Annotated in this window: 15 protein-coding genes; 10 read left to right on the forward strand and 5 right to left on the reverse strand. The window is 73.0% G+C overall.

What is annotated here, in order from left to right:
- Positions 1-7: 7 nt before the first annotated feature.
- Both ACWEV0_RS15900 and ACWEV0_RS15905 read right to left on the reverse strand, forming a co-directional pair.
- A complete protein-coding gene (locus tag ACWEV0_RS15900) occupies positions 8-1,303 on the reverse strand; it encodes a glycoside hydrolase family 6 protein (protein ID WP_453149870.1) in 1,296 nt (431 codons plus the stop codon).
- 142 nt (positions 1,304-1,445) lie between these two features.
- Positions 1,446-2,321: a glycosyltransferase family 2 protein gene (locus tag ACWEV0_RS15905; protein ID WP_453149871.1), complete on the reverse strand. Its 876-nt coding sequence runs from the start codon at positions 2,319-2,321 to the stop codon at positions 1,446-1,448.
- Between the two features lie 508 nt (positions 2,322-2,829).
- On the opposite strand from ACWEV0_RS15905, the gene ACWEV0_RS15910 reads away from it, so the two are divergent.
- The 8 genes from ACWEV0_RS15910 (at position 2,830) to ACWEV0_RS15945 (ending at position 14,410) form a co-directional block, all read left to right on the forward strand.
- On the forward strand, positions 2,830-4,209 hold the full coding sequence (locus ACWEV0_RS15910; protein WP_453149872.1) for a sugar transferase: 1,380 nt from the start codon (positions 2,830-2,832) through the stop codon (positions 4,207-4,209).
- A 66-nt stretch (positions 4,210-4,275) separates the two neighbouring features.
- Positions 4,276-5,391, forward strand: a complete 1,116-nt coding sequence (locus ACWEV0_RS15915; protein WP_453149873.1) for a Gfo/Idh/MocA family protein — start codon at positions 4,276-4,278, stop codon at positions 5,389-5,391.
- Complete coding sequence (locus ACWEV0_RS15920; protein WP_453149874.1) at positions 5,388-7,520, forward strand: aminotransferase class I/II-fold pyridoxal phosphate-dependent enzyme; 2,133 nt, start codon at positions 5,388-5,390, stop codon at positions 7,518-7,520. Before ACWEV0_RS15915 ends, ACWEV0_RS15920 begins: the two co-directional genes overlap by 4 nt.
- Positions 7,517-8,251, forward strand: a complete 735-nt coding sequence (locus tag ACWEV0_RS15925) for an acetyltransferase (protein ID WP_453149875.1) — start codon at positions 7,517-7,519, stop codon at positions 8,249-8,251. The genes ACWEV0_RS15920 and ACWEV0_RS15925 overlap by 4 nt, the downstream gene beginning before the upstream one ends.
- Positions 8,251-9,366: a DegT/DnrJ/EryC1/StrS family aminotransferase gene (locus tag ACWEV0_RS15930; RefSeq protein ID WP_453149876.1), complete on the forward strand. Its 1,116-nt coding sequence runs from the start codon at positions 8,251-8,253 to the stop codon at positions 9,364-9,366. The genes ACWEV0_RS15925 and ACWEV0_RS15930 overlap by 1 nt, the downstream gene beginning before the upstream one ends.
- 72 nt (positions 9,367-9,438) lie before the next feature.
- Positions 9,439-12,693 carry a DUF4082 domain-containing protein gene (locus ACWEV0_RS15935; RefSeq protein WP_453149877.1) on the forward strand — a complete coding sequence of 1,085 codons (3,255 nt, stop codon included), beginning with the start codon at positions 9,439-9,441 and terminating at the stop codon, positions 12,691-12,693.
- Between the two features lie 31 nt (positions 12,694-12,724).
- Positions 12,725-13,771, forward strand: coding sequence for a glycosyltransferase family 2 protein (locus ACWEV0_RS15940; RefSeq protein WP_453149878.1), 1,047 nt, complete (start codon positions 12,725-12,727; stop codon positions 13,769-13,771).
- A 30-nt stretch (positions 13,772-13,801) separates the two neighbouring features.
- A complete protein-coding gene (locus tag ACWEV0_RS15945; RefSeq protein ID WP_453149879.1) occupies positions 13,802-14,410 on the forward strand; it encodes an acyltransferase in 609 nt (202 codons plus the stop codon).
- 16 nt (positions 14,411-14,426) lie between these two features.
- Here the strand turns inward: ACWEV0_RS15945 and ACWEV0_RS15950 are convergent, their stop codons facing one another.
- Positions 14,427-15,062, reverse strand: coding sequence for a hypothetical protein (locus ACWEV0_RS15950; RefSeq protein WP_453149880.1), 636 nt, complete (start codon positions 15,060-15,062; stop codon positions 14,427-14,429).
- A gap of 77 nt (positions 15,063-15,139) precedes the next feature.
- On the opposite strand from ACWEV0_RS15950, the gene ACWEV0_RS15955 reads away from it, so the two are divergent.
- Positions 15,140-17,161 carry an O-antigen ligase family protein gene (locus ACWEV0_RS15955; protein ID WP_453149881.1) on the forward strand — a complete coding sequence of 674 codons (2,022 nt, stop codon included), beginning with the start codon at positions 15,140-15,142 and terminating at the stop codon, positions 17,159-17,161.
- Positions 17,161-18,111 (forward strand): glycosyltransferase family 2 protein, encoded by a 951-nt coding sequence (locus tag ACWEV0_RS15960; protein WP_453149882.1) that lies wholly within the window; start codon positions 17,161-17,163, stop codon positions 18,109-18,111. Before ACWEV0_RS15955 ends, ACWEV0_RS15960 begins: the two co-directional genes overlap by 1 nt.
- On the opposite strand, the gene ACWEV0_RS15965 is transcribed toward ACWEV0_RS15960, so the two are convergent.
- Entirely contained in the window at positions 18,090-18,881 is a 792-nt protein-coding gene (locus ACWEV0_RS15965; RefSeq protein WP_453149883.1) for a glycosyltransferase family 2 protein, read from the reverse strand. The genes ACWEV0_RS15960 and ACWEV0_RS15965 overlap by 22 nt on opposite strands.
- Positions 18,881-19,543 (reverse strand): class I SAM-dependent methyltransferase, encoded by a 663-nt coding sequence (locus ACWEV0_RS15970; RefSeq protein WP_453149884.1) that lies wholly within the window; start codon positions 19,541-19,543, stop codon positions 18,881-18,883. The genes ACWEV0_RS15965 and ACWEV0_RS15970 overlap by 1 nt, the downstream gene beginning before the upstream one ends.
- Between the last annotated feature and the right edge of the window lie 75 nt (positions 19,544-19,618).

The raw sequence follows: 19,618 nt of genomic DNA on the forward strand, positions 1-19,618 counted from the left end.
CGGCGGATCAGGACAGCAGGGCCGGCTGGGCGTTGCGGGCCAGGGTGTGGGCGAGCTCCGGCCACCACGCGCCGGCGGGCGGGTCGACGATGCCGTACTCGGGGTCGATCGTGCCGCCGGTGCCACGGGTGCAGCTGCCGTCGGACTCGCCGACGACCTTCAGGTACAGATAGGCGTCGGCGAGCGGCACCCCGGTGTCGGCGGTCGGGCGCGGGCCGATGCCGCGGCCGGGCGGGTTGCACCAGGTCTCGGCGTCACCGGTGTACGCGCCCGGGGCCGGGGTCCAGGGGCCGAGGCCGTTGCGGCTGGTGTCGACGACGAAGTGGGGCAGCTCGGTGGTGGCCGGGTTTCCGACGGCCTGGTCGTACCAGGCGTCGGTCCAGTGCCAGGTGCTCGGGTCGTCGGCGTCGACCGCGTTGCCCGGCCCGCCGTCGTTGGGCGCGGCGGAGGAGTAGTACTGGCTCGCGCACCAGTCGGTGTGGCCGCGGGCCCAGTCCGGACCCCGGGTGGCGAACCAGACGCACTTCGCGACCCAGCTGCCGTAGCGGTCGAGGTGGTCGGTCGGCAGGAAGTTGGAGACGTTGAGGGAGAAGCCGTCGGCGTGCCCGACCCCGGCGTCGACGAGGCGCTGGGCCATGACGCCCACGGCCCGCCACTTGTTGTTGCCGCCGTCGAGATAGACGGCGGTGCCGGGGCCCGCCGCCTTGAGGGCGGTCACGGCGTAGTCGAGGTCGGCGAGGCGGGCGGCGGTGAGCGTGCCGGTGGGGTCGACGGATCCGGCGCAGTCCTTGGGCAGCAGGGCCAGCGCGTCGGGCTCCAGGACGACGAGGGCGGGGCCGGTGGCGATGCCCGCGGCGAGGCCGTCGATCCACTCCCGGTACGCGGCGGAGGACGCGGCCCCGCCGGCGGAGTAGCTGCCGCAGTCGCGGCCGGGGATGTCGTACGCGACGATCACCGGCACCTGGCCGGCGGCCCTTGCCCTGCCGAGGAGCGCAGCGGCTTCGTCACGGACCTGTCCGGCGCTGCCGCCGGTGAACCAGTGCGCCTGTGGCAGCTGCGCGAGCCGCGCCATGGCGGCCGCGTCGGCGGTGTCGCCCGCCTGCTCGTCGGTGGCGGCCTGCCGGGCGGCCCGGCTGTCGGGGTCCACGTAGAAGCGGGTCGGCGTGGTGAGCGGCCCCGTGGCGGCCGGGGCGGGGGCCGGTTCCTCGGCCCGGGCCGTGGGGCCCGTGGCCAGCCAGGCGGCGCAGACGGCGAGCGCCGCCGCCAGGGCGGCGGAGCGTCGCCCCCGAATCCGGTACGTCATCAAGACCCTCCTTGGCGTGATCATGAGCAGCCTAGGCGGCCTTGATCATCAAGGGGGCCGGAACCGGTGGATCCGCCGGAGCGGCGCGTCACGCGCCCGGGCACGGAGCAGGGGCAGGGGCACGGAGGCACGGAGCGGGCGCTCAGGTCTCGCGGCTGCTCTCGTCCCTGAGCCAGGTGTCGAAGTCCCGCGCACGGATCGCCTTGCGCGCCCCCCGGCGCGCCACGAGCGCCGCCGTGACGAAGACGATCAGGGCGGGCAGCAGGGTGGGATCGGCGCGCAGCAGGGAGCGCAGGTCGCCGAGGCCGGTACGGGCCGAGGGCGCCTCGCCCTGCCCCGGCGTGGCCGACTCGCGCCGCTGGTCCTCCAGTTGGGCGGTGGAGGTGGCGGCCCGGATCCGGCGGCGGATCAGGTCGGGCCAGGTGCGGGGCGGGCGGACCACCACCCGGGCGGCGGGGACGACGGCGCGCTCGGCCGGGGCGAAGGCGAGGGAGGCGGCCAGGTCGTCGGCCATCAGCGGCGGCAGGGCGGCGATCCGGGCGTGCCCCGCGCCGGACATGGCGATCACCCCGCGCCCGAACAGCCCCTCGCGGACGGCGGGAAGCCGCTGCCACACCTGGTAGTAGGCGCGCACGGGCCAGGAGCAGCCGGTCATCGGCAGCTGCCGCTCCGGCGCGACGGCCAGGACCTGGTCGGGGCCGGCGAGGGCGGCGGCGAGGGCCCGCACGTCGGCGGCGCCGAGCTCCACGTCGGCGTCCACGTAGATCCGGGGGAAGCCGCGGGCGTGTTCGTCGCCGAGCCGCAGGGCCTGGTGCTTGGAGGGGACGGGGGTCTCGACGACGCGCACGCGCGGGCCGTAGCCGGCGGCGACGGCCGCGGTGGCGTCCGTACAGCCGTTGCACACGACCAGGACGTCGAACTCGTCGTCACGGACGCCGTCCAGGAGGCCGTCCAGGAGCCGGGAGAGGGTGCGTTCCTCGTTGTGGGCGGGAATCACGATGCTGGGACCGTCGGGCATGCGGACAGTATGACCAACCCGTCCGACTCTTACAGTTCCTTCAAGTATCGGTAGGAGTTTCACACAACTCCTGGATGGCCTGCCCTAGTTGGTCTAGATTGAGCGCTGCCGGATCCGCTCGGTCGCGAACACATCGTGCCCCGGGCGGATTCTGCGTCCTGTGCGGACCCGGCCGTGGCTGGGGAGACTTGCGACTCGGTCCGCGCTGTTCAGTCAGGCGGAAGAGCCGCGTACCCTCGCCGACCGTCGCCGCCCTTCCCCTGTCCGCTGTCCGTGAGCCGTGCGCTCACGGGTGCGTCGGGGGGTAGGTGCGTCGGGGGCCCGTGCCGGGGTGCGTGGGAAGCGCCCTTGGGGGGAATGGATGACCGTCCTGCCGGTCACGCATGAGCGGCATCGTGTCGAATCCACACACATCGACCACTCAGATCACGCGGAGCACGCTGATCACTCGGAACTCTCCGGCCGTTCCGACGTCCACCGCCAGTGGTGGCGGAGGAGACATCAGCTCGTGCTGCTGGCCGCCGACCTCACCGTGGCCGTGGCCGCGGCGCTGCTCGTGCTGCGGGCGGGCGGTCACTGGCCGGTCGTGCTCGGGCTGCCGGCGGCCTGGGTCCTGGCGACGGCAGCGCACCGGGGCTACGCGACGGCGTCGTTCGGCTCCGGGAGCGAGCTCTATCTGCGGGTGCTGCGCGCCGCGCTGGTGCTCCCGGCGCTGGCCGCGGGGCTCGGCTGGGGGCTCGCGGGAGATCTGGACCTGCTGCACGAGATGATCCTGGCGGCACCGCTCGCCGCCGCACTGTCCCTGGCCGCCCGGTTCGCGCTGCGCCGCCGGCTGCGGACGCGCTGGGCGCGCGGCCAGGACCGCACGACCGCGGTGCTCGTCGGCCCGTCGGCCGGGGTCGCCGAACTGCTCACCGCGCTGCTCCGCGACAGCCGGCCGGGCGCGCCCGCGGCGGCCGTGCTCCAGGGCATGGAGCTGGCCGGGGTGTGCCTGACCGATCCGCGGAACGCGGACGGCCTGGACGACTTCGGCGTGCCGGTGCTCGGCGGCGTCGACGAAGTGCCGGGCGCGATACGGGCCTTCGGCGGCGGTACGGCCGTCGTGGTGCTGCCGGCGCCGGAGATCGACCCGGGTCTGCTGCGCCGGCTCGCCTGGAGCACGGCCGCCGCCGGCGGCGACTTCCTGATCGCGCCCTCGTTCGGCGACGTGGCGGCCGCCCGGCTCGACGTGCGGCCGGTCGGCGGCGTCCCGCTGATCCACGTCCGGGCGCCCCGTCTGTCCCGGCTCTCGCGGCTGCCCAAGGAGCTGGCGGAGCGGCTGATCGCGGCCGTGCTGCTTGTGTTGCTGGCTCCGCTGATGTGCGTGGTCGCGCTGACCGTGCGGCTCGGCAGCCGGGGGCCGGCGCTGTTCCGGCAGGTCCGGGTGGGGCTGCACGGCAAGCACTTCACCATGCTGAAGTTCCGCACGATGCGGCCGGACGCGGAGGCCCGCCGGGCGGAGCTCGCACACGCCAACCACAACAGCGACGGGCTGCTGTTCAAGGTCCGCGACGACCCGCGGGTCACCCGGGTCGGGGCCACCCTGCGCCGCTACTCGCTCGACGAACTGCCGCAGCTTATCAACGTGCTGACGGGCCGTATGTCGCTGATCGGGCCGCGGCCGCCGCTGCCCGAGGAGGTCGCCGGCTACAGCCACGAGGTGCGCCGCCGGCTGCTCGTGAAGCCGGGCCTGACCGGTCTGTGGCAGGTCAGCGGCCGCTCCGACCTGCCGTGGGAGGAGGCCGTGCGCCTCGACCTGGCGTACGTGGACAACTGGTCGCTGGGCCTGGACACGGTGATCCTGCTGCGCACCGGCCCGGCCGTGCTGCGCGGGACGGGCGCCTACTGACATGGCCGAAGGGACCGAGAACGCAAGGGCCCGAGCACAGGGCACATCCATATGAGGGGGAACACGTTGAACGACGCCGACCGACCCGACGAGCGGCTGGGAGTCGCCGTCATAGGCGCCGGCTACTGGGGTCCCAACCTCGTCCGCAACTTCCAGTCCAGCGACCGCTTCCGGCTTCGCTGGCTGTGCGACCTCGACGTCGGCCGCGCCCAGCGGGTCCTCGGCGACTACTCCACCGTCCGGGCCACCGACGACTACGCGGCCGTGCTCGCCGACCCCGAGGTGCACGCCGTGGCCGTCGCCACCCCGGCCGGCACCCACCTGGACGTGGCGCTGGCCGCGCTGCGCGCCGGCAAGCACGTGCTCGTCGAGAAGCCGCTCGCCACGACCTACGCCGACGGCGCGCGCCTGGTCGCCGAGGCGGAGGAGCGCGGACTGACCCTGATGTGCGACCACACCTACTGCTACACCCCGGCCGTGGCGAAGATCCGCGAGCTGGTGCACGAGGGCGCGCTCGGGGACGTCCACTACGTGGACTCCGTGCGGATCAACCTGGGTCTGGTGCAGAAGGACATCGACGTGCTGTGGGACCTCGCCCCGCACGACCTGTCGATCCTCGACTTCATCCTGCCGGAGCACGTCGAGCCGGTGGCGGTCGCCGCGCACGGCGCGGACCCGATCGGCGCGGGCCAGGACTGCATCACGTACCTCACGCTCCAGCTGAACACGGGTGCCATCGCGCACGTGCACGTCAACTGGCTGTCGCCGACCAAGGTCCGCACCACCATGGTCGGCGGCGCCAAGCGCACCCTGGTCTGGGACGACCTCAACCCGGCCCAGCGGATCGCGGTGTTCGACCGCGGGGTGGACCTGGCGACGCCGCAGGACCTGGGCGCGGACGAGCGCCGGGAGGCCCTCATCTCGTACCGCAGCGGCGACATGGTCGCGCCGGCGATCGGCGAGAAGGAGGCGCTGCGCAGCATGGTCGACGAGTTCGCGGCGGCGATCACCGAGGGGCGGGCGCCGCTGACCGACGGGCGGGCGGGCCTGCGGGTCCTGGACATTCTGGAGGCGGCCTCGCGGAGCCTCGAGTTCCGTGGCGCGGTCGTCGGCCTGCGGACCGGTGCGGACCGGACGGCCAAGCACGTGAACGTGAACGAAGCGGCGGGAGAACGGCGTTGAGCGACTTTCGGGGCAAGCGGATCCTGGTCACCGGCGGGGCCGGCACCATCGGGTCCCATGTGACGGACCTGCTGGTCGAGGGCGGTGCGGACGAGGTCGTCGTGCTCGACAACCTGGTGCGCGGCCGCCGGGCCAATCTGGCCCGGGCGACGGGGTCCGGGCGGGTCCGGCTCGTCGAGGGCGACATCCGGGACGCGGGGACCGTGCGCAGGGTGACCGAGGGCGCGGACCTGGTCTTCCATCTGGCGGCGATCCGCATCACCCAGTGCGCGGAGGAGCCGCGGCTCGCCAACGAGGTGATGGTCGACGGCACGTTCAACGTCCTGGAGGCCGCGGCGGCGGCCGGGGTGGGCAAGGTGATCGCCTCGTCCTCCGCCTCGGTGTACGGCCTGGCCGAGTCCTTCCCGACGGACGAGCGCCACCACCCGTACAACAACGACACCTTCTACGGCGCGGCCAAGGCGTTCAACGAGGGGATGCTGCGCAGCTTCCACGCCATGTACGGCCTGGACTACGTGGCGCTGCGCTACTTCAACGTGTACGGGCCGCGGATGGACATCCACGGGCTCTACACCGAGGTGCTGATCCGCTGGATGGAGCGGATCGAGGCGGGCGAGCCGCCGCTGATCCTCGGCGACGGCACGCAGACGATGGACTTCGTGGACGTCCGGGACATCGCCAGGGCCAACATCCTGGCGGCCCGCGCGGACGTGACCGACGAGGTGTTCAACGTGGCCAGCGCCACCGAGACCTCGCTGCGGGAGCTCGCCGACGCGCTGCTCGACGTCATGGGATCCGACCTGGAGCCGGTGCACGGCCCGGCCCGCGCGGTCAACGGCGTCACCCGGCGGCTCGCGGACACCACGCGGGCGGAGGAGCGGCTCGGCTTCAAGGCGGAGATCGATCTGCGGACGGGGCTGCGGGACCTGGTCGACTGGTGGCGGGCCGAGAAGGGCGCGACGGCGACGGACGCCGACAAGGCCGCCGCGCAGCCGGTGCGGATCCCGGTGATGGTGCCGTGGCTGGGCGAGGAGGAGGCGACGGCCGCCGCCGACGCCGTACGGTCCGGCTGGGTGGCCCAGGGGCCGCGGGTCGCGGCCTTCGAGGAGGCGTTCGCGGCGCGGGTCGGTGCCGCGCACGGCGTGGCCGTCAGCTCCTGCACCACCGCCCTGCACCTGGCGCTCGTCGCGCTCGGCCTGGGCCCGGGCGACGAGGTGATCGTCCCGTCGCTGTCGTTCATCGCCACCGCCAACGCCGTGCGGTACGTGGGCGCCGAGCCGGTCTTCGCGGACGTCGACCTCGCCACCGGCAACCTGACGGCGGCCACCGTGGACGCGGTCCGCACCGACCGCACCAAGGCGGTGCTCGTCGTCCACCAGGCCGGCGTGCCGGCGGACGTGACCGCGCTGCGGGCGGCCTGCGCGAGCTGGGACCTGCCGCTGGTGGAGGACGCGGCCTGCGCGATCGGCTCGACCGTGGACGGCGGGTCCGTCGGGCGGGGCGCGCTGCTCGCGGCCTGGTCGTTCCATCCGCGCAAGCTGCTCACCACCGGCGAGGGCGGCATGATCACCACCGACGACGCCGAGTGGGCGGCGCGGCTGCGCCGGCTGCGCGAGCACGGCATGAACGTGTCGGCGGCCGACCGGCACGCGAGCGGCAAGCCGGTCCTGGAGAGCTACCTGGAGACCGGGTTCAACTACCGGATGACCGACATCCAGGCCGCGGTCGGCCTCGCCCAGCTGGACCGGCTCGACGCGCTGGTCGCCCGGCGCCGGGAACTCGCTTTCCGCTACACGGAGTTGCTGGCGGACGTGCCCGGTCTCGAGCCGGTGCGCGACCCCGCGCACGGCGAGGGCAACTTCCAGTCGTACTGGGTGCTGCTCGACGGGGACTTCCCGGTGGGCCGCGACGAGCTGCTCGCGCTGCTCGCCGAGGCCGGGGTCTCGGCCCGCCGCGGCATCATGGCGAGCCATCTCGAACCGGCGTACGAGGGGCATCCGGCGGCTCCGCTGCCGGTGACCGAGCGGATCAGCCGCGACTCGCTGATCCTGCCGCTGTTCCACACGATGACCGAGGAGCAGCAGGACCGGGTGGTCGCCGTGCTGCGGGAAGCGGCGGCGGGTCGGTGACCGCACGGCTCGTGATCATCGGTGCGGGCGGCTTCGCGCGGGAGACCGCGCAGGCCGCCCTCGCCGCCGGCCTGCCGCTGGCGGGCCACCTGGACGACGACCCGGCGCTGCAGGGCTGCACGGTCGACGGCGTGCCCGTGCTCGGCGGCACCGAGCGGATCCGCAAGCTGAAGGACGCGTCGTTCGTGGTGTGCGTGGGCAGCCCGCGCGACTACGCCTCCCGGGCCCGGATCGTGCGGCGCCTCGGCCTGTCCGAGGACCGCTACGCCACCGTGGTGCACCCGACCGCCGCGGTCTCGGCGAGCTCGGTGATCGGCCCCGGCACGGTGCTGCTCGCCCACACCGTGCTCACCGCGGCGGTGCGGGTCGGCCGGCACGTCGCGGTGATGCCGCAGACCGTCCTGACCCACGACGACGAGGTCGGCGACTTCGCCACCCTCGCCTCGGGCGTACGGCTCGGCGGCACCGTCCGGATCGGCCGCGGCGCCTATCTCGGCGCCGGCGCGCTGGTCCGCGAGGGCACGGCGGTCGGCCCCTGGTCGCTCGTCGGCATGGGCTCCGTGGTCCTCGACGACGTCCCGCCCGGCGAGGTGTGGGCCGGTTCCCCGGCCCGCCGGCTGCGCGCCGCCGCACCCACCGCTCTCGAGCAGCTCGGACAGCTCGACCACGACACCACCCACCCGACCGTCCAGGGGGACCGGCTGGTCCCGGCACGAGGAGCGAACGGCTGATGAACCACATTCCCCTGGTCGACCTGAAGGCGGCCCACGCGGAGGTCGACGCGGAGATACGGGCCGGCTTCGACCGGGTCCTCGCGAACACCGCCTTCATCGGCGGCGAGGAGGTCGCCGCCTTCGAGCGCGAGTACGCGGAGTTCGGCGGCGTCGCCCACGTGGTCGGGGTCGCCAACGGCACCGACGCCCTGGAGCTGGCGCTGCGGGCGAGCGGCGTCGGCGCGGGCGACGAGGTGGTGCTGCCGGCGAACACGTTCATCGCGACCGCCGGAGCCGTGCACCGCACCGGTGCCCGCCCGGTCCTGGTCGACTGCGATCCCGACACCCTGCTGATCGATCCCTCGGCCGCCGTGGCCGCGGTCGGCGGGAACACCCGGGCCGTGGTGCCGGTCCACCTGTACGGGCAGTGCGCCGACGTCGCCGCGCTCGCGGCCGCGCTGCCCGGGCACGTACGGATCGTGGAGGACGCCGCCCAGAGCCAGGGCGCGAGCCGGCACGGCCGTACGCCCGGCAGCGGGGGCATCGCCGCCACCAGCTTCTACCCGGGCAAGAACCTGGGCGCCTACGGCGACGCCGGCGCGGTCCTCACCGACGACGCGGAGGCCGCCGCCCTGGTGCGGGCCGTCGCCAACCACGGCGGGGTGGCCAAGTACCGGCACGACGTGCCCGGGTTCAACAGCCGGCTCGACGGCCTCCAGGCCGTCGTGCTGCGGGCGAAGCTGCGCCGCCTCGGCGCCGGGAACGGGGCCCGGCGGCAGGCGGCGGCCCGCTACGACGAGCTGCTCGCGCCGCTCGCCGGGACCGGCCGCGTGGTCCGCCCCGCGACGGCCGACGGCAACACCCATGTGTGGCACCTGTACGTGGTGCGCGTCCCGGGCGCGGACCGCGACGCGGTGGTCGGCAAGCTGAACGCGAGCGGCATCGGGGCCGGGGTGCACTATCCGGACCCGGTCCACCTGACGCCCGCGTACCGCGAACTCGGTTACGCGCGCGGGGACTTCCCGCATGCCGAGCGCGCCGCCGACGAGATCCTGTCGCTGCCGCTGTTTCCCCAGATCACCCACGACCAGCAGCGCCAGGTCGTGGCCGCGTTGGTGAACGCCCTCGGCTGAGGGCTCCCCCACCCCGGCCCGCGCGTGAGCGCCCGGGCCGGGACCTCTGTACTGCCCGTGAAAGGTACAGCGATGCAAAAGCACTACCGTCGGGTCAGAGGCGCCGTGTTCGCCCTGGCCGCGGCGCTGACCGCGATCTTCCTGCCATCGGCCGGGGTGGCGAGCGCGCTCGCCGACCCCTGCGGCGCCGGAAGCAATCCGATCGTGTGCGAGAACTCCAAGCCGGGCACGCCCATGTCCGACTGGTTCTCCGGCAACAACTACGGTGACATCGCCGGGTTCGCGACGAAGACGAGCGTCCAGCCCGGCGAGACGATCCAGTTCAAGGTCCAGTCCCCCGCCGCGTACCACGTCCGGATCTTCCGGCTCGGCTGGTACGGCGGCGACGGCGCCCGGCAGGTCTCCACGGACGCGCAGGCCGCCCAGATCCACCCCGCCAACTACCTCACCAAGCGGCTCGACTGCCTCAAGGACTCCGGCACCGGCCTGCTCGACTGCGGCAACTGGCCGACCACGGCGACCTGGAGCGTGCCGAGCGACGCCGTCTCGGGCCTCTACATCGCCAACTTCGACCAGGACGACGGCAACGGCGTCATGCCGTACCCCTTCGTCGTGCGCAACGACTCCAGCACGTCCGACATCCTCGTGCAGACCTCGGACCAGACCTGGCAGGCGTACAACAAGTGGGGCGGCGCCAACCTCTACGACGGCGACGGACCGGCGCCCGACGGGCGGGCGTACAAGGTCAGTTACAACCGTCCGATGGACATCAGCGGCGACAACGGCGTCTACGGCTCCGAGTTCGAGATGATCGCCTGGCTGGAGCGCAACGGCTACGACCTGAGCTACGCCTCCGGCATCGACGTCGCCACCCGGGGCGCCACGATCCTGCCGAAGCACAAGATGTACATGTCGCAGGGGCACGACGAGTACTGGACGGGCGAGCAGTTCACCAACGTGCTCAACGCCCGCAAGGGCGGCCAGCACCAGACGTACTTCGCGGGCAACGAGATCTTCTGGAAGACCCGGCTCGAACCGAGCCTGGACCTCAGCCACACCGCCGACCGCACCCTGGTCTGCTACAAGGAGACGAAGCTGAAGTTCCCGACGCCGAACGGCGTCCCGGACCCAAGCGACCAGTGGACCGGCACCTGGATGGACCCGGACAGCACCAAGGGCGGCGCGCCCTACCGGCCGATGAACATCCTGACCGGATCGATGTTCCAGGTGAACGGCTACCGCAGTGACGCCATCACCGTGCCGGCCGCCTACGGGAAGATGCGGCTGTGGCGCAACACCTCGGTCGCGGGCCTGACCGGCAGCCAGGTCGCCACCTTCCCCAAGGGCACCCTCGGCTACGAGTGGGACTCCGACATCGAGAACGCCACCCGGCCGGCCGGCCAGATCCGGATGTCGTCGACGTCGGTCGACATCCAGGACGGCAAGTACCTGCAGGACTGGGGCAACAACTACGGCAACGGCACCGCCACGCACAGCCTGGTCGCCTTCCGCGACCCGACCTCCAAGGCCCTGGTCTTCGGCACCGGCACCGTGCAGTGGTCCTGGGGCCTCACCAACGTGCCGACGGCCGACCCCGGCGGCGCCGTGGTCACCGAGGACAAGCGGATGCAGCAGGCGACCGTGAACATCCTCGCCGACATGGGCCTCCAGCCGAAGACCCTGCAGACGGGCCTGGTCCCGGCCACCGCGTCGACCGACACCACGGGCCCCGCCGTCACCGTCACCAGCCCGGCGCCGAACAGCTCCGTCCCGGCGCTCCAGCAGGTCACCGTCTCCGGCACCGCCTCCGACACGGGCGGCGGCGTGGTCGCCCGGGTGGAGGTGTCCACGGACGGCGGCACCACCTGGCACGCCGCCGACGGCACCACCTCCTGGAGCTACACCTGGACCCCGATGGCCCAGGGCCCGGTCACGCTGAAGGTCCGCGCCGTCGACGACAGCGTGAACATCGGCGCGGAGACCTCCGTGCCGCTCACCATCGACGCGCAGAAGTGCCCGTGCACGGTGTGGCCGGCCTCGGCCACGCCCGGCCAGCCGAACGGCGGCGACGGCAGCTCCGTCGAGCTCGGCGTGAAGGTCCGCAGCTCGGTGCCCGGCACGATCACCGGCGTCCGCTTCTACAAGTCGAGCGTCAACACCGGCACCCACAAGGGCAGCCTGTGGTCGTCCTCCGGCCAGCTGCTCGCCACCGGCACCTTCACCGGCGAGACCGCGTCCGGCTGGCAGCAGCTGAAGTTCGCCAGCCCGGTGCCGGTCAAGGCCAACACCACCTACATCGCCTCGTACTTCGCGCCGAACGGCGGCTACGCCTACGACGCGGACTACTTCGCCGCCAAGGACGCGGGCCTGGCCCCGCTCACCGCGCTCAAGTCGGGTACGGACGGCGGCAACGGCGTCTACAAGTACGGGTCCTCCAGCGGCTTCCCGTCGCAGGCGTCGAGCGGCGCCAACTACTGGGTGGACGCCATCCTGGAGACGGGCTCGGCCAGCACCGCGCCGCCGACCGTGACCTCCCGGACGCCCGCCCCGGGCGCCACGGGCATCTCGCCCACCGCGCCGCTGTCGGCGACCTTCAGCGAGAGCCTGGACAGCGACAGCCTGGTGTTCACCGTGAAGGACCCGAACGGCACCGCCGTGCCGGGCCGGGCCACCCTGAGCGGCGACGGCAGAACCGCCGCGTTCACGCTCTCCTCGCAGCTCGCGCTCGGCACCGCGTACACGGCGTCCGTGCAGGCCGCCGACCTGTGGGGCAACGCGATGGCGGCGCCGGTGACCTGGACCTTCACCACCAGCGCCACCCCGCCTCCGGCGACCTGCCCGTGCACCCTGTGGAGCGCCGACGCGGTGCCCGCCCGGGCCTCGGAGACCAGTGACGCCAACTCCCTGGAGATCGGCACCCGCTTCGAGTCGGCCCTGGCCGGCAAGGTGACCGGCGTCACCTTCTACAAGGGCGCGGGCAACACCGGCACCCACACCGGCAGCCTGTGGACGGACAGCGGCACGCTGCTCGCCACCGGCACCTTCACCGGCGAGACGGCCTCCGGCTGGCAGAAGCTCACCTTCGCCACCCCGGTCAGCATCACCGCCGGCACCCGCTACGTGGTGTCGTACCACGCGCCCAACGGCAACTACGCCTCGGACGGCGGGTACTTCGGCAGCGCGCATCTCGACTACCCGCTGACGGCGCCCGCCGACGCCTCGGGCAGCGCCAACGGGGTCTACCGGTACGGCACCGCGAGTGCCTTCCCGACCAGTTCCTACAACTCGACCAACTACTGGGTCGGACCGGTCTTCACGACCGGCTGACTCTCTTCAGGAAACACGGGGAACGCACCACATGAGTTCAGTCAGCGTCGTCATCCCCTGCTACAAGTACGGCCACTTCCTGGCCGACTGCGTACGCAGCGTGCTCGACGAACAGCCCGGCCTCGACGTGCGGGTGCTGATCATCGATGACGCGTCCCCCGACGACTCGGCGGAGGTGGCCAGGAGACTGGCCGCCTCCGACCCGAGGATCGAGGTGCGGGTCCACGAGACCAACAAGGGCCACATCGCCACCTACAACGAGGGCCTGCTCGAATGGGCGGACGGCGACTACGTCGTCCTGCTCTCCGCCGACGACCGGCTGGTCCCCGGCGCGCTCGTGCGGGCCGCGGCCCTGCTCGACGCCCACCCGGACGCGGGCTTCTGCTACGGCCGGCCGCTGCGCTTCCAGCACGGCGGGCCGCTGCCGGCGGCCCGTACCAGCAGCACCGGATCCGTGGTGTATCCCGGCCACTGGTGGCTGGAGCGCCGCTTCCGCGAGGGCACCGGATGCATCACCTCGCCCGAGGTGGTGGTCCGCACCAGCCTGCAGCGGAAGGTCGGCGGCTACGACCCGGAGCTGCCGCACGCCGGCGACATCGAGATGTGGATGCGGCTCGCCGCCCACGCCGACGTCGGCTACGTCCAGGGCGCCGACCAGGCGTACTACCGGGTCCACGGCGACAACATGTCGACCACCGACTTCGGCGGCCAGCTCGACGACATCCGCCAGCGCAGGGCCGCCTTCACCGCCGTCCTCGACAAGTGCGCCGACCTGCTCCCGCAGGCCGACCGGCTCGCCGCCCTCGTCGACACCCGGCTCGCCCGCCAGGCCCTGCGGCGCGCCTACCGGGCGTACGACCGTGGGCGCACCGGCGTGGTGCCGGTGGACGAGCTGGTGGCCTTCGCCCGCGAGTGCCGCCCGGACGCCGAGACGCTGCCGGAGTACCGGGCGCTGCGGCTGCGCCGCCGGATCGGCGCGCGCACCATGCCGTACCTCCAGCCGCTGATCCTGTCGGCGGTGGTGGAGCGGGGCCGCGAGTGGCTGTGGTGGCGGTCGTGGAAGCGCCGCGGAATCTAGAACTCACCTCATCGACAGAAAGGCACGTCAGTGAACTACCGGGTCCAGCCCACCGCTCAGGTCGACGAGAAGGCCGTCGTCGGCGCCGGCAGCAGCGTGTGGGAGCTCGCCCAGATCCGCGAGGACGCCCGCCTCGGCGAGAACTGCGTGGTGGGGCGGGGCGCGTACGTCGGTCCCGGCGTGACCATCGGCGACAACTGCAAGCTGCAGAACTACGCCCTGGTGTACGAGCCCGCGGTCCTCGGCGACGGCGTCTTCGTCGGCCCGTCCGTGGTCCTCACCAACGACCACAACCCGCGGGCCGTGGACCCGGACGGGAAGCTGAAGCGGGGCGGCGACTGGGAGCCGGTCGCCGTGCGGATCGGCGACGGCGCCGCCGTCGGCGCCCGCTCGGTGTGCGTCGCGCCGGTCACCATCGGGCGCTGGGCGTTGGTCGCGGCCGGTTCCGTGGTGACCTCGGACGTGCCCGACTTCGCCCTGGTGATGGGCGTACCGGCCCGGCAGGCCGGCTGGGTCGGCAGGGCGGGCGTGCGGCTCACCGCGCACCCTGAGCGGCCGGGGGTGTGGGAGTGCCCGGAGACGGGCGCGCTGTACGAGGAGCGGGACGGCCGGCTCACCGAGCACGGTGCTGCACGCTGACCAGCCGCCCGCGATGTCAGTCCCGGTCCTGCCTCCGGCGCCGCCGCGCCGTCGCGTACCGCTCGGTCCACAGTGCCGTCATCACGCCCGCGAGGGTGCCGAGCGCGCCCACCCCGGCGACCGCCCGGGTCCGGTTGGGCGGCAGCGCGACGGTGCCGGGCCGGTTCACCAGGTCGACGGTGAGCAGGGTCGACTTGGGCACGTGCTGCTGCGTCTGGAGGGCGGTCAGATGCCGGCTGTAGACGCCGATGATCGCCTGGACGACCCGGTCGGCCTCCTCGGGCGCGGACTGCTCGGCCTCCACCTGCAGGGTGGGGATCGAGTAGTACGGGGTGGCGCTGGTGCCGCTGTTGCGGGGGGTGAGCCGGTAGGTGCCGTGCACCCCGGCCTCCCGCAACTCGTCCCGCCCGGCGGGCGACTGCAGCTGCTGGACCACCGCGAAGGACACCATGGCCAGCGAGGGCTGGAGGTTGGTCAGCTGGTTGGGCTGGCTGTCGGTGCGCGGCGGCTTCACCACGAGCACCGCGGAGCTCTGGTAGCGCGGCGCGGGCCGCAGCGCCGGGTAGCAGCCGGCCCCGGTGACGAGCGCGGCGAGCAGCAGGACGTACCAGCGGCGCAGCAGCACGCGGGCCAGTCCCTCGGGAGTGAGCACGTCTTGGTCCGTGTTTTCGGGCAGCGGTTCCATCAGGACCGATACTGGCACCACCGAGGGGAACCGGGGGAGGGTTCGTGAGCATCGCCGAGATCTTCCGCGTCCTGCGCGGGCGTTGGTACGTCATGGTGCCGCTGACCCTGCTCAGTCTGGTCGCGGGCGGCTACCTCTACACGACCGTCCCGGTGACGTACGAGTCGCAGAGCCAGCTGGCCCTGCTGAACTCGGCGAAGGTCGCCAAGCCGGCGCCGAGCTTCGGCAACCCCCTCGCCTATGTGAGCGGTTCGCTGATCAGCACGGCCGACGTGCTGATCCGGGCGCTGCAGTCGCCCGAGACGGCGCAGGTTTTAGTCACCAGGGGCATCACCGACGAGTACGCGGTCGACTTCGCCGCCCAGGCCGAGGGGCCGCTGCTCACGGTCACCGTCAAGGGCGAGGACCGGGCCAAGGTCCTGGACGAGACCCGGCAGATCACCGACTACGCGACCGAGCAGCTGCAGTTCCTGCAGCGGCAGGCGAAGGTGCCGGACGGGTACTACGTGCAGTCGGCGCGGATCGTGCCGCCGCAGCGGCCGGTCTCGGAGCCCAAGTCGCGCTACCAGAAGACGGCCGCCGTGGTGGTCTTCGGTCTCACCGGCGCGTTCCTGCTGTCGTTCTTGGTGGAGACGTGGGCGGCGGCCCGGCGGCGTACGAAGGGGCTGCCGGAGCCCGCTCCCCCGGCGCCGCGGCCGGACGCGGGCCGGATCCGCAGGCTGCTGACCCGGCCGCTCGACGCCACCGCCGTCCTCACCGGCTATCTGGCGCTCGCGCTCTTCCTGCCGTCGAACCTGGCGCTGCCCGCGCTGGGCGGGGCCGGCACCCCGGCGAACGTGTTCGCGCTGCTCGGCCTGTTCTGGTACCTGGCGACCTGGTGCAGCGGACGGCTCGCGCCGGCGCCCGGGACCCGCACCATGCGGACGGTGATGTTCGTGGTCGCCGTCACCGTGCTCCTCTCGTACGTCGCCAACCAGGACCGGATCAGCTCGCAGAAGGAGATCCTGGCGGCCGACCGGGGTCTGATCGTGCTCCTGGTGTGGGTGTCCCTGGTGGTGCTGACCACGGCCGGGATCCAGGACCGGGACCGGCTCGACGTGCTGCTGCGCCGCCTGGTCGTGATGGGATCGATCGTGGCCGCGCTCGGCCTGTACGACTTCTTCACCGGCACGAACATCGCCGACTCGCTGCGCATCCCGGGCCTCAGCTCCAGCACGGCGAGCGTCAACGTGATGGACCGCGGTTCCTTCACCCGGCCTCGGTCGCTGACCGCGCATCCGCTGGAGTTCAGCGGCATGCTGGCGATCCTGCTGCCGTTCGCGGTCTGGCACGCCTTCGATCCGGCGCGCCGGCACCTGGGGAACTTCAAGCGCTGGGCGCCGGTGGTGCTGCTGGGCGGCGGGCTGCCGCTGACGGTGTCGCGGACCTCGATCATCGGCATCGCGATCGTGGCCCTGGTGATGGTGCCGCGCTGGAAGCCGGAGCGGCGCTGGACGACGATCGGCATCCTCTTCGGCTCCGTGGCGGTGTTCAAGGTGCTGGTGCCGGGGCTGATCGGCACGATCACCGGCCTGTTCTCGGGCAGCCTGAACAACGCCGACAGCAGCACCCAGGCCCGCACCATCAAGTACCCGAAGATCTACGAGTACTTCCTGCAGGATCCGGTGCTCGGGCGGGGCTTCGGCACCTTCACGCCGGAGCGCTACTTCTTCACCGACAACCAGTACCTGCTCACGCTCGCCGAGCTGGGCGCGCTCGGGGTGGCGTGTCTGCTGCTGCTCGGGCTGACCGGCGTGCACCAGGGCGGGTCGATCCGGCGGCTCGCCCGGACCGAGTCGGACCGCGAGCTCGGCCAGGCGTTCTTCGCCTCGGCGATGGTGGCCCTGGTGATCAGCGCGACCTTCGACACGCTCAGCTTCCCCATGTTCGCGGGGGTGTTCTTCCTGCTGCTCGGCGCGGGCGGCAGCTGTCTCGGCTTCGTACGGCGGGAGGCGGCCGGCGAGCGCCCGGCGCTGCCCGTGCCGTCCGCCCGTACCCCCGACTCCTCTCGTCTCGTGGAGATCTGATGCACGATCAGCACAGCAGCGACGCCACCGGCGGCCCGGTCGCCGTCGTCGTCGTCACCTGGAACAGCGCGGAGGTGCTGCCCGGCTTCCTCGACTCGCTGCCCGCGGGCATGGCGGGCCTTGACTGGCGGCTCGTCGTCGCCGACAACGACTCCGCGGACGACACCGTCGCCGTGGTGCGCAAGCACGCGCCCGAGGCCACGGTCGTGGAGACCGGCCGCAACGGCGGATACGCCTTCGGGGTGAACGCGGCCCTGCGCGCCGCCGGTGCCTGGCCGGAGGGCTACCGGGCGGTGCTCATCTGCAACCCGGACATCCGGATGGCCGAGGGCTGCGCCGCGACCCTGGTGGCGGCGCTCGGCAGCCCGCTGCCCGGCGGCGCCCGGGTCGGGATCTCCGTGCCGCTCCTGTACGAGGAGGACGGCGGGCTCGTTCGTTCGCTGCGCCGGGAGTCCAGCCTGACGAGGGCGCTCGGCGAGGCCGTCGTCGGCAACACCCGGGCCGGCCGCTTCCCGCGCTGGAGCGAGCTGGTCACCACGCCTGCCGCGTACGAGGGACGGACGACGGCGGACTGGGCGACCGGGGCGCTGATGGCGCTGTCCCCGGAGTGCGTGGCGGAGTGCGGGCCGTGGGACGAGTCGTTCTTCCTGTACTCGGAGGAGACCGAATACTGCCTGCGGGCCCGGGACCTCGGCCATCGCACGCGCCTGGAGCCCGGGGCCCGCGCCACGCACCTGGGCGGCGACTCACGGGTCTCGCCGCGCCTGTGGTCGCTCCTGGTGACCAACCGGGTCCGGCTCTACCGGCGCCGCCACGGCCTGGCGGCGACGGCGGCCTTCCGCGGCGCGGTGCTGCTGCGGGAGGCGTCCCGGGCGGCCCTGGGACGGCCGCCCGCGCGGGCGGCCGTCGGCGCGCTCCTCGGCCGGCCTCAGTCGCCCCACGAGGTGTAGAAGCTGCCGGGGTTCACCAGATAGCGCACGGTGGGCCGGGCGAGGTGGGCGACCCGGTGGGTGCGGGCGTAGCGGCGGATCAGCTCCCAGTCCTCCCGGGGCAGCACCTCTGGGGTCCTGCGCAGCCGGCTGAAGTGCAGGGCCGGGGTGCGGCGGGCGACGAAGGCGTTGGTGTCGAGGAAGGCCTGGTGCGCGGCCCGGCGCCGGTCGAACGGCACTGACAGGACGTCCATGTCGGTGCCGTCGGGCCGGACCCTTCGCAGCGCCGTGTAGACGGCCTCGGGTCCGCCGGGCGCCTCCAGGGCGGCCAGGGCCTCCTCGAGGTGGTCGGGCTCCCACAGGTTGTCGTCGTCGAGGAAGGCGACGTACGCCGAGGAGGTGAGCCGGACGCCGACGTTGCGCACGACGCCCGCGACCGCGGTGTTGCGGGCCAGCGAGACCGCGAAGAGGCGGGGGTCGGCGGGGAGTTCGGGCAGTCCGGCGCCGTCGTCGACGACCAGGACGACCTGGTCGCGTACGGACTGCTCCAGGGCCGAGCGGACGGCCCGGAGGAGGGCCTCCGGGCGCCGGTGGGTGGCGATGACGGTGGCGACCTTCGCCGCGGGCGGGCGGCCGAGGACCTTCGCGAGCCGCGCGGTCTCGGCGTCCTCGAAGCGGCGCAGCCGCCAGGCCGTCGGCGCGAGCAGCACCTTGTTGCGCAGCTCGTAGAGGACCAGCCAGCCGAAGCGGAGCTTGAGGAGTTCCCAGGGGGCCCGGAGGAGCCGGCGCATCAGACGCGGTTGCGGACGGCTGTCAGGGACTTGGTGAGCCCGGCGACGCGCTCGCTGATGATCACGGACCGGGGGAAGAGGTAGCGCATCTCGGCGCGGGTCAGCAGCTCGATGTTGATGACCGCGTCCATGCCCTCCTCGGGCGTGCCGGGCTTGCTGTGGGTGAGCGGCCAGTGCCGGACGAGCTTGGCCTGGGCGGCGAGCGGCAGGAACTGGAAGCCGGGGGCGAGGAAGTGCGGCTCGACGGGGAAGTAGCGGTAGGGGGTCTGCACCCAGTGCAGCGGGGCCAGTTGCTCGATGGCGCCGACGAAGCGGCGGCGCTGGCTGGGCCCGCCGACGTGCTCGATCGTGGAGTTGGAGACGACCAGGTCGAACTCGCCGAGCTTGGCGGGGATCTCCGGGTCGGTGACGTCGGCGACCTCGGCGGTGATCCACTCGGGCAGCTCGGCCGGGTGCTCCTCCAGGTTCACCAGGTGCACGTGCCTGGGCCGGAGCGGCGAGCGCGTCCAGTTCGAGGCCGTGCCGCCGAGGTCCACCACCCGCATGTCCTCGATGCCGGGGAAGCAGGAGCGGAACCGCTCCCAGCGGGCCGCGCGGAATCGTTCGCCGAGCGAGTCGGGAGCGTCGACGAGACGATTGCGGAGGGCACGGAGGCCGGACATCGCATCAACCACCTGGTGTTCGAAAAAGCGTGAGGTGAGGTCGGCTCAACCGTAGTCGGCGCAGGTGGGTTTATC

The sequence above is a fragment of the Streptomyces sp. NPDC003943 genome (assembly GCF_053605265.1).

Excerpts from the sequence above, each read along its gene's own strand:
- ACWEV0_RS15930 (WP_453149876.1), top strand. The coding sequence starts at position 8,251 with ATGAACCACATTCCCCTGGTCGACCTGAAGGCGGCCCACGCGGAGGTC.
- ACWEV0_RS15965 (WP_453149883.1), bottom strand. The coding sequence starts at position 18,881 with ATGCGCCGGCTCCTCCGGGCCCCCTGGGAACTCCTCAAGCTCCGCTTC.
- ACWEV0_RS15960 (WP_453149882.1), top strand. The coding sequence starts at position 17,161 with ATGCACGATCAGCACAGCAGCGACGCCACCGGCGGCCCGGTCGCCGTC.
- ACWEV0_RS15935 (WP_453149877.1), top strand. The coding sequence starts at position 9,439 with ATGCAAAAGCACTACCGTCGGGTCAGAGGCGCCGTGTTCGCCCTGGCC.
- ACWEV0_RS15940 (WP_453149878.1), top strand. The coding sequence starts at position 12,725 with ATGAGTTCAGTCAGCGTCGTCATCCCCTGCTACAAGTACGGCCACTTC.
- ACWEV0_RS15900 (WP_453149870.1), bottom strand. The coding sequence starts at position 1,303 with ATGACGTACCGGATTCGGGGGCGACGCTCCGCCGCCCTGGCGGCGGCG.
- ACWEV0_RS15970 (WP_453149884.1), bottom strand. The coding sequence starts at position 19,543 with ATGTCCGGCCTCCGTGCCCTCCGCAATCGTCTCGTCGACGCTCCCGAC.
- ACWEV0_RS15905 (WP_453149871.1), bottom strand. The coding sequence starts at position 2,321 with ATGCCCGACGGTCCCAGCATCGTGATTCCCGCCCACAACGAGGAACGC.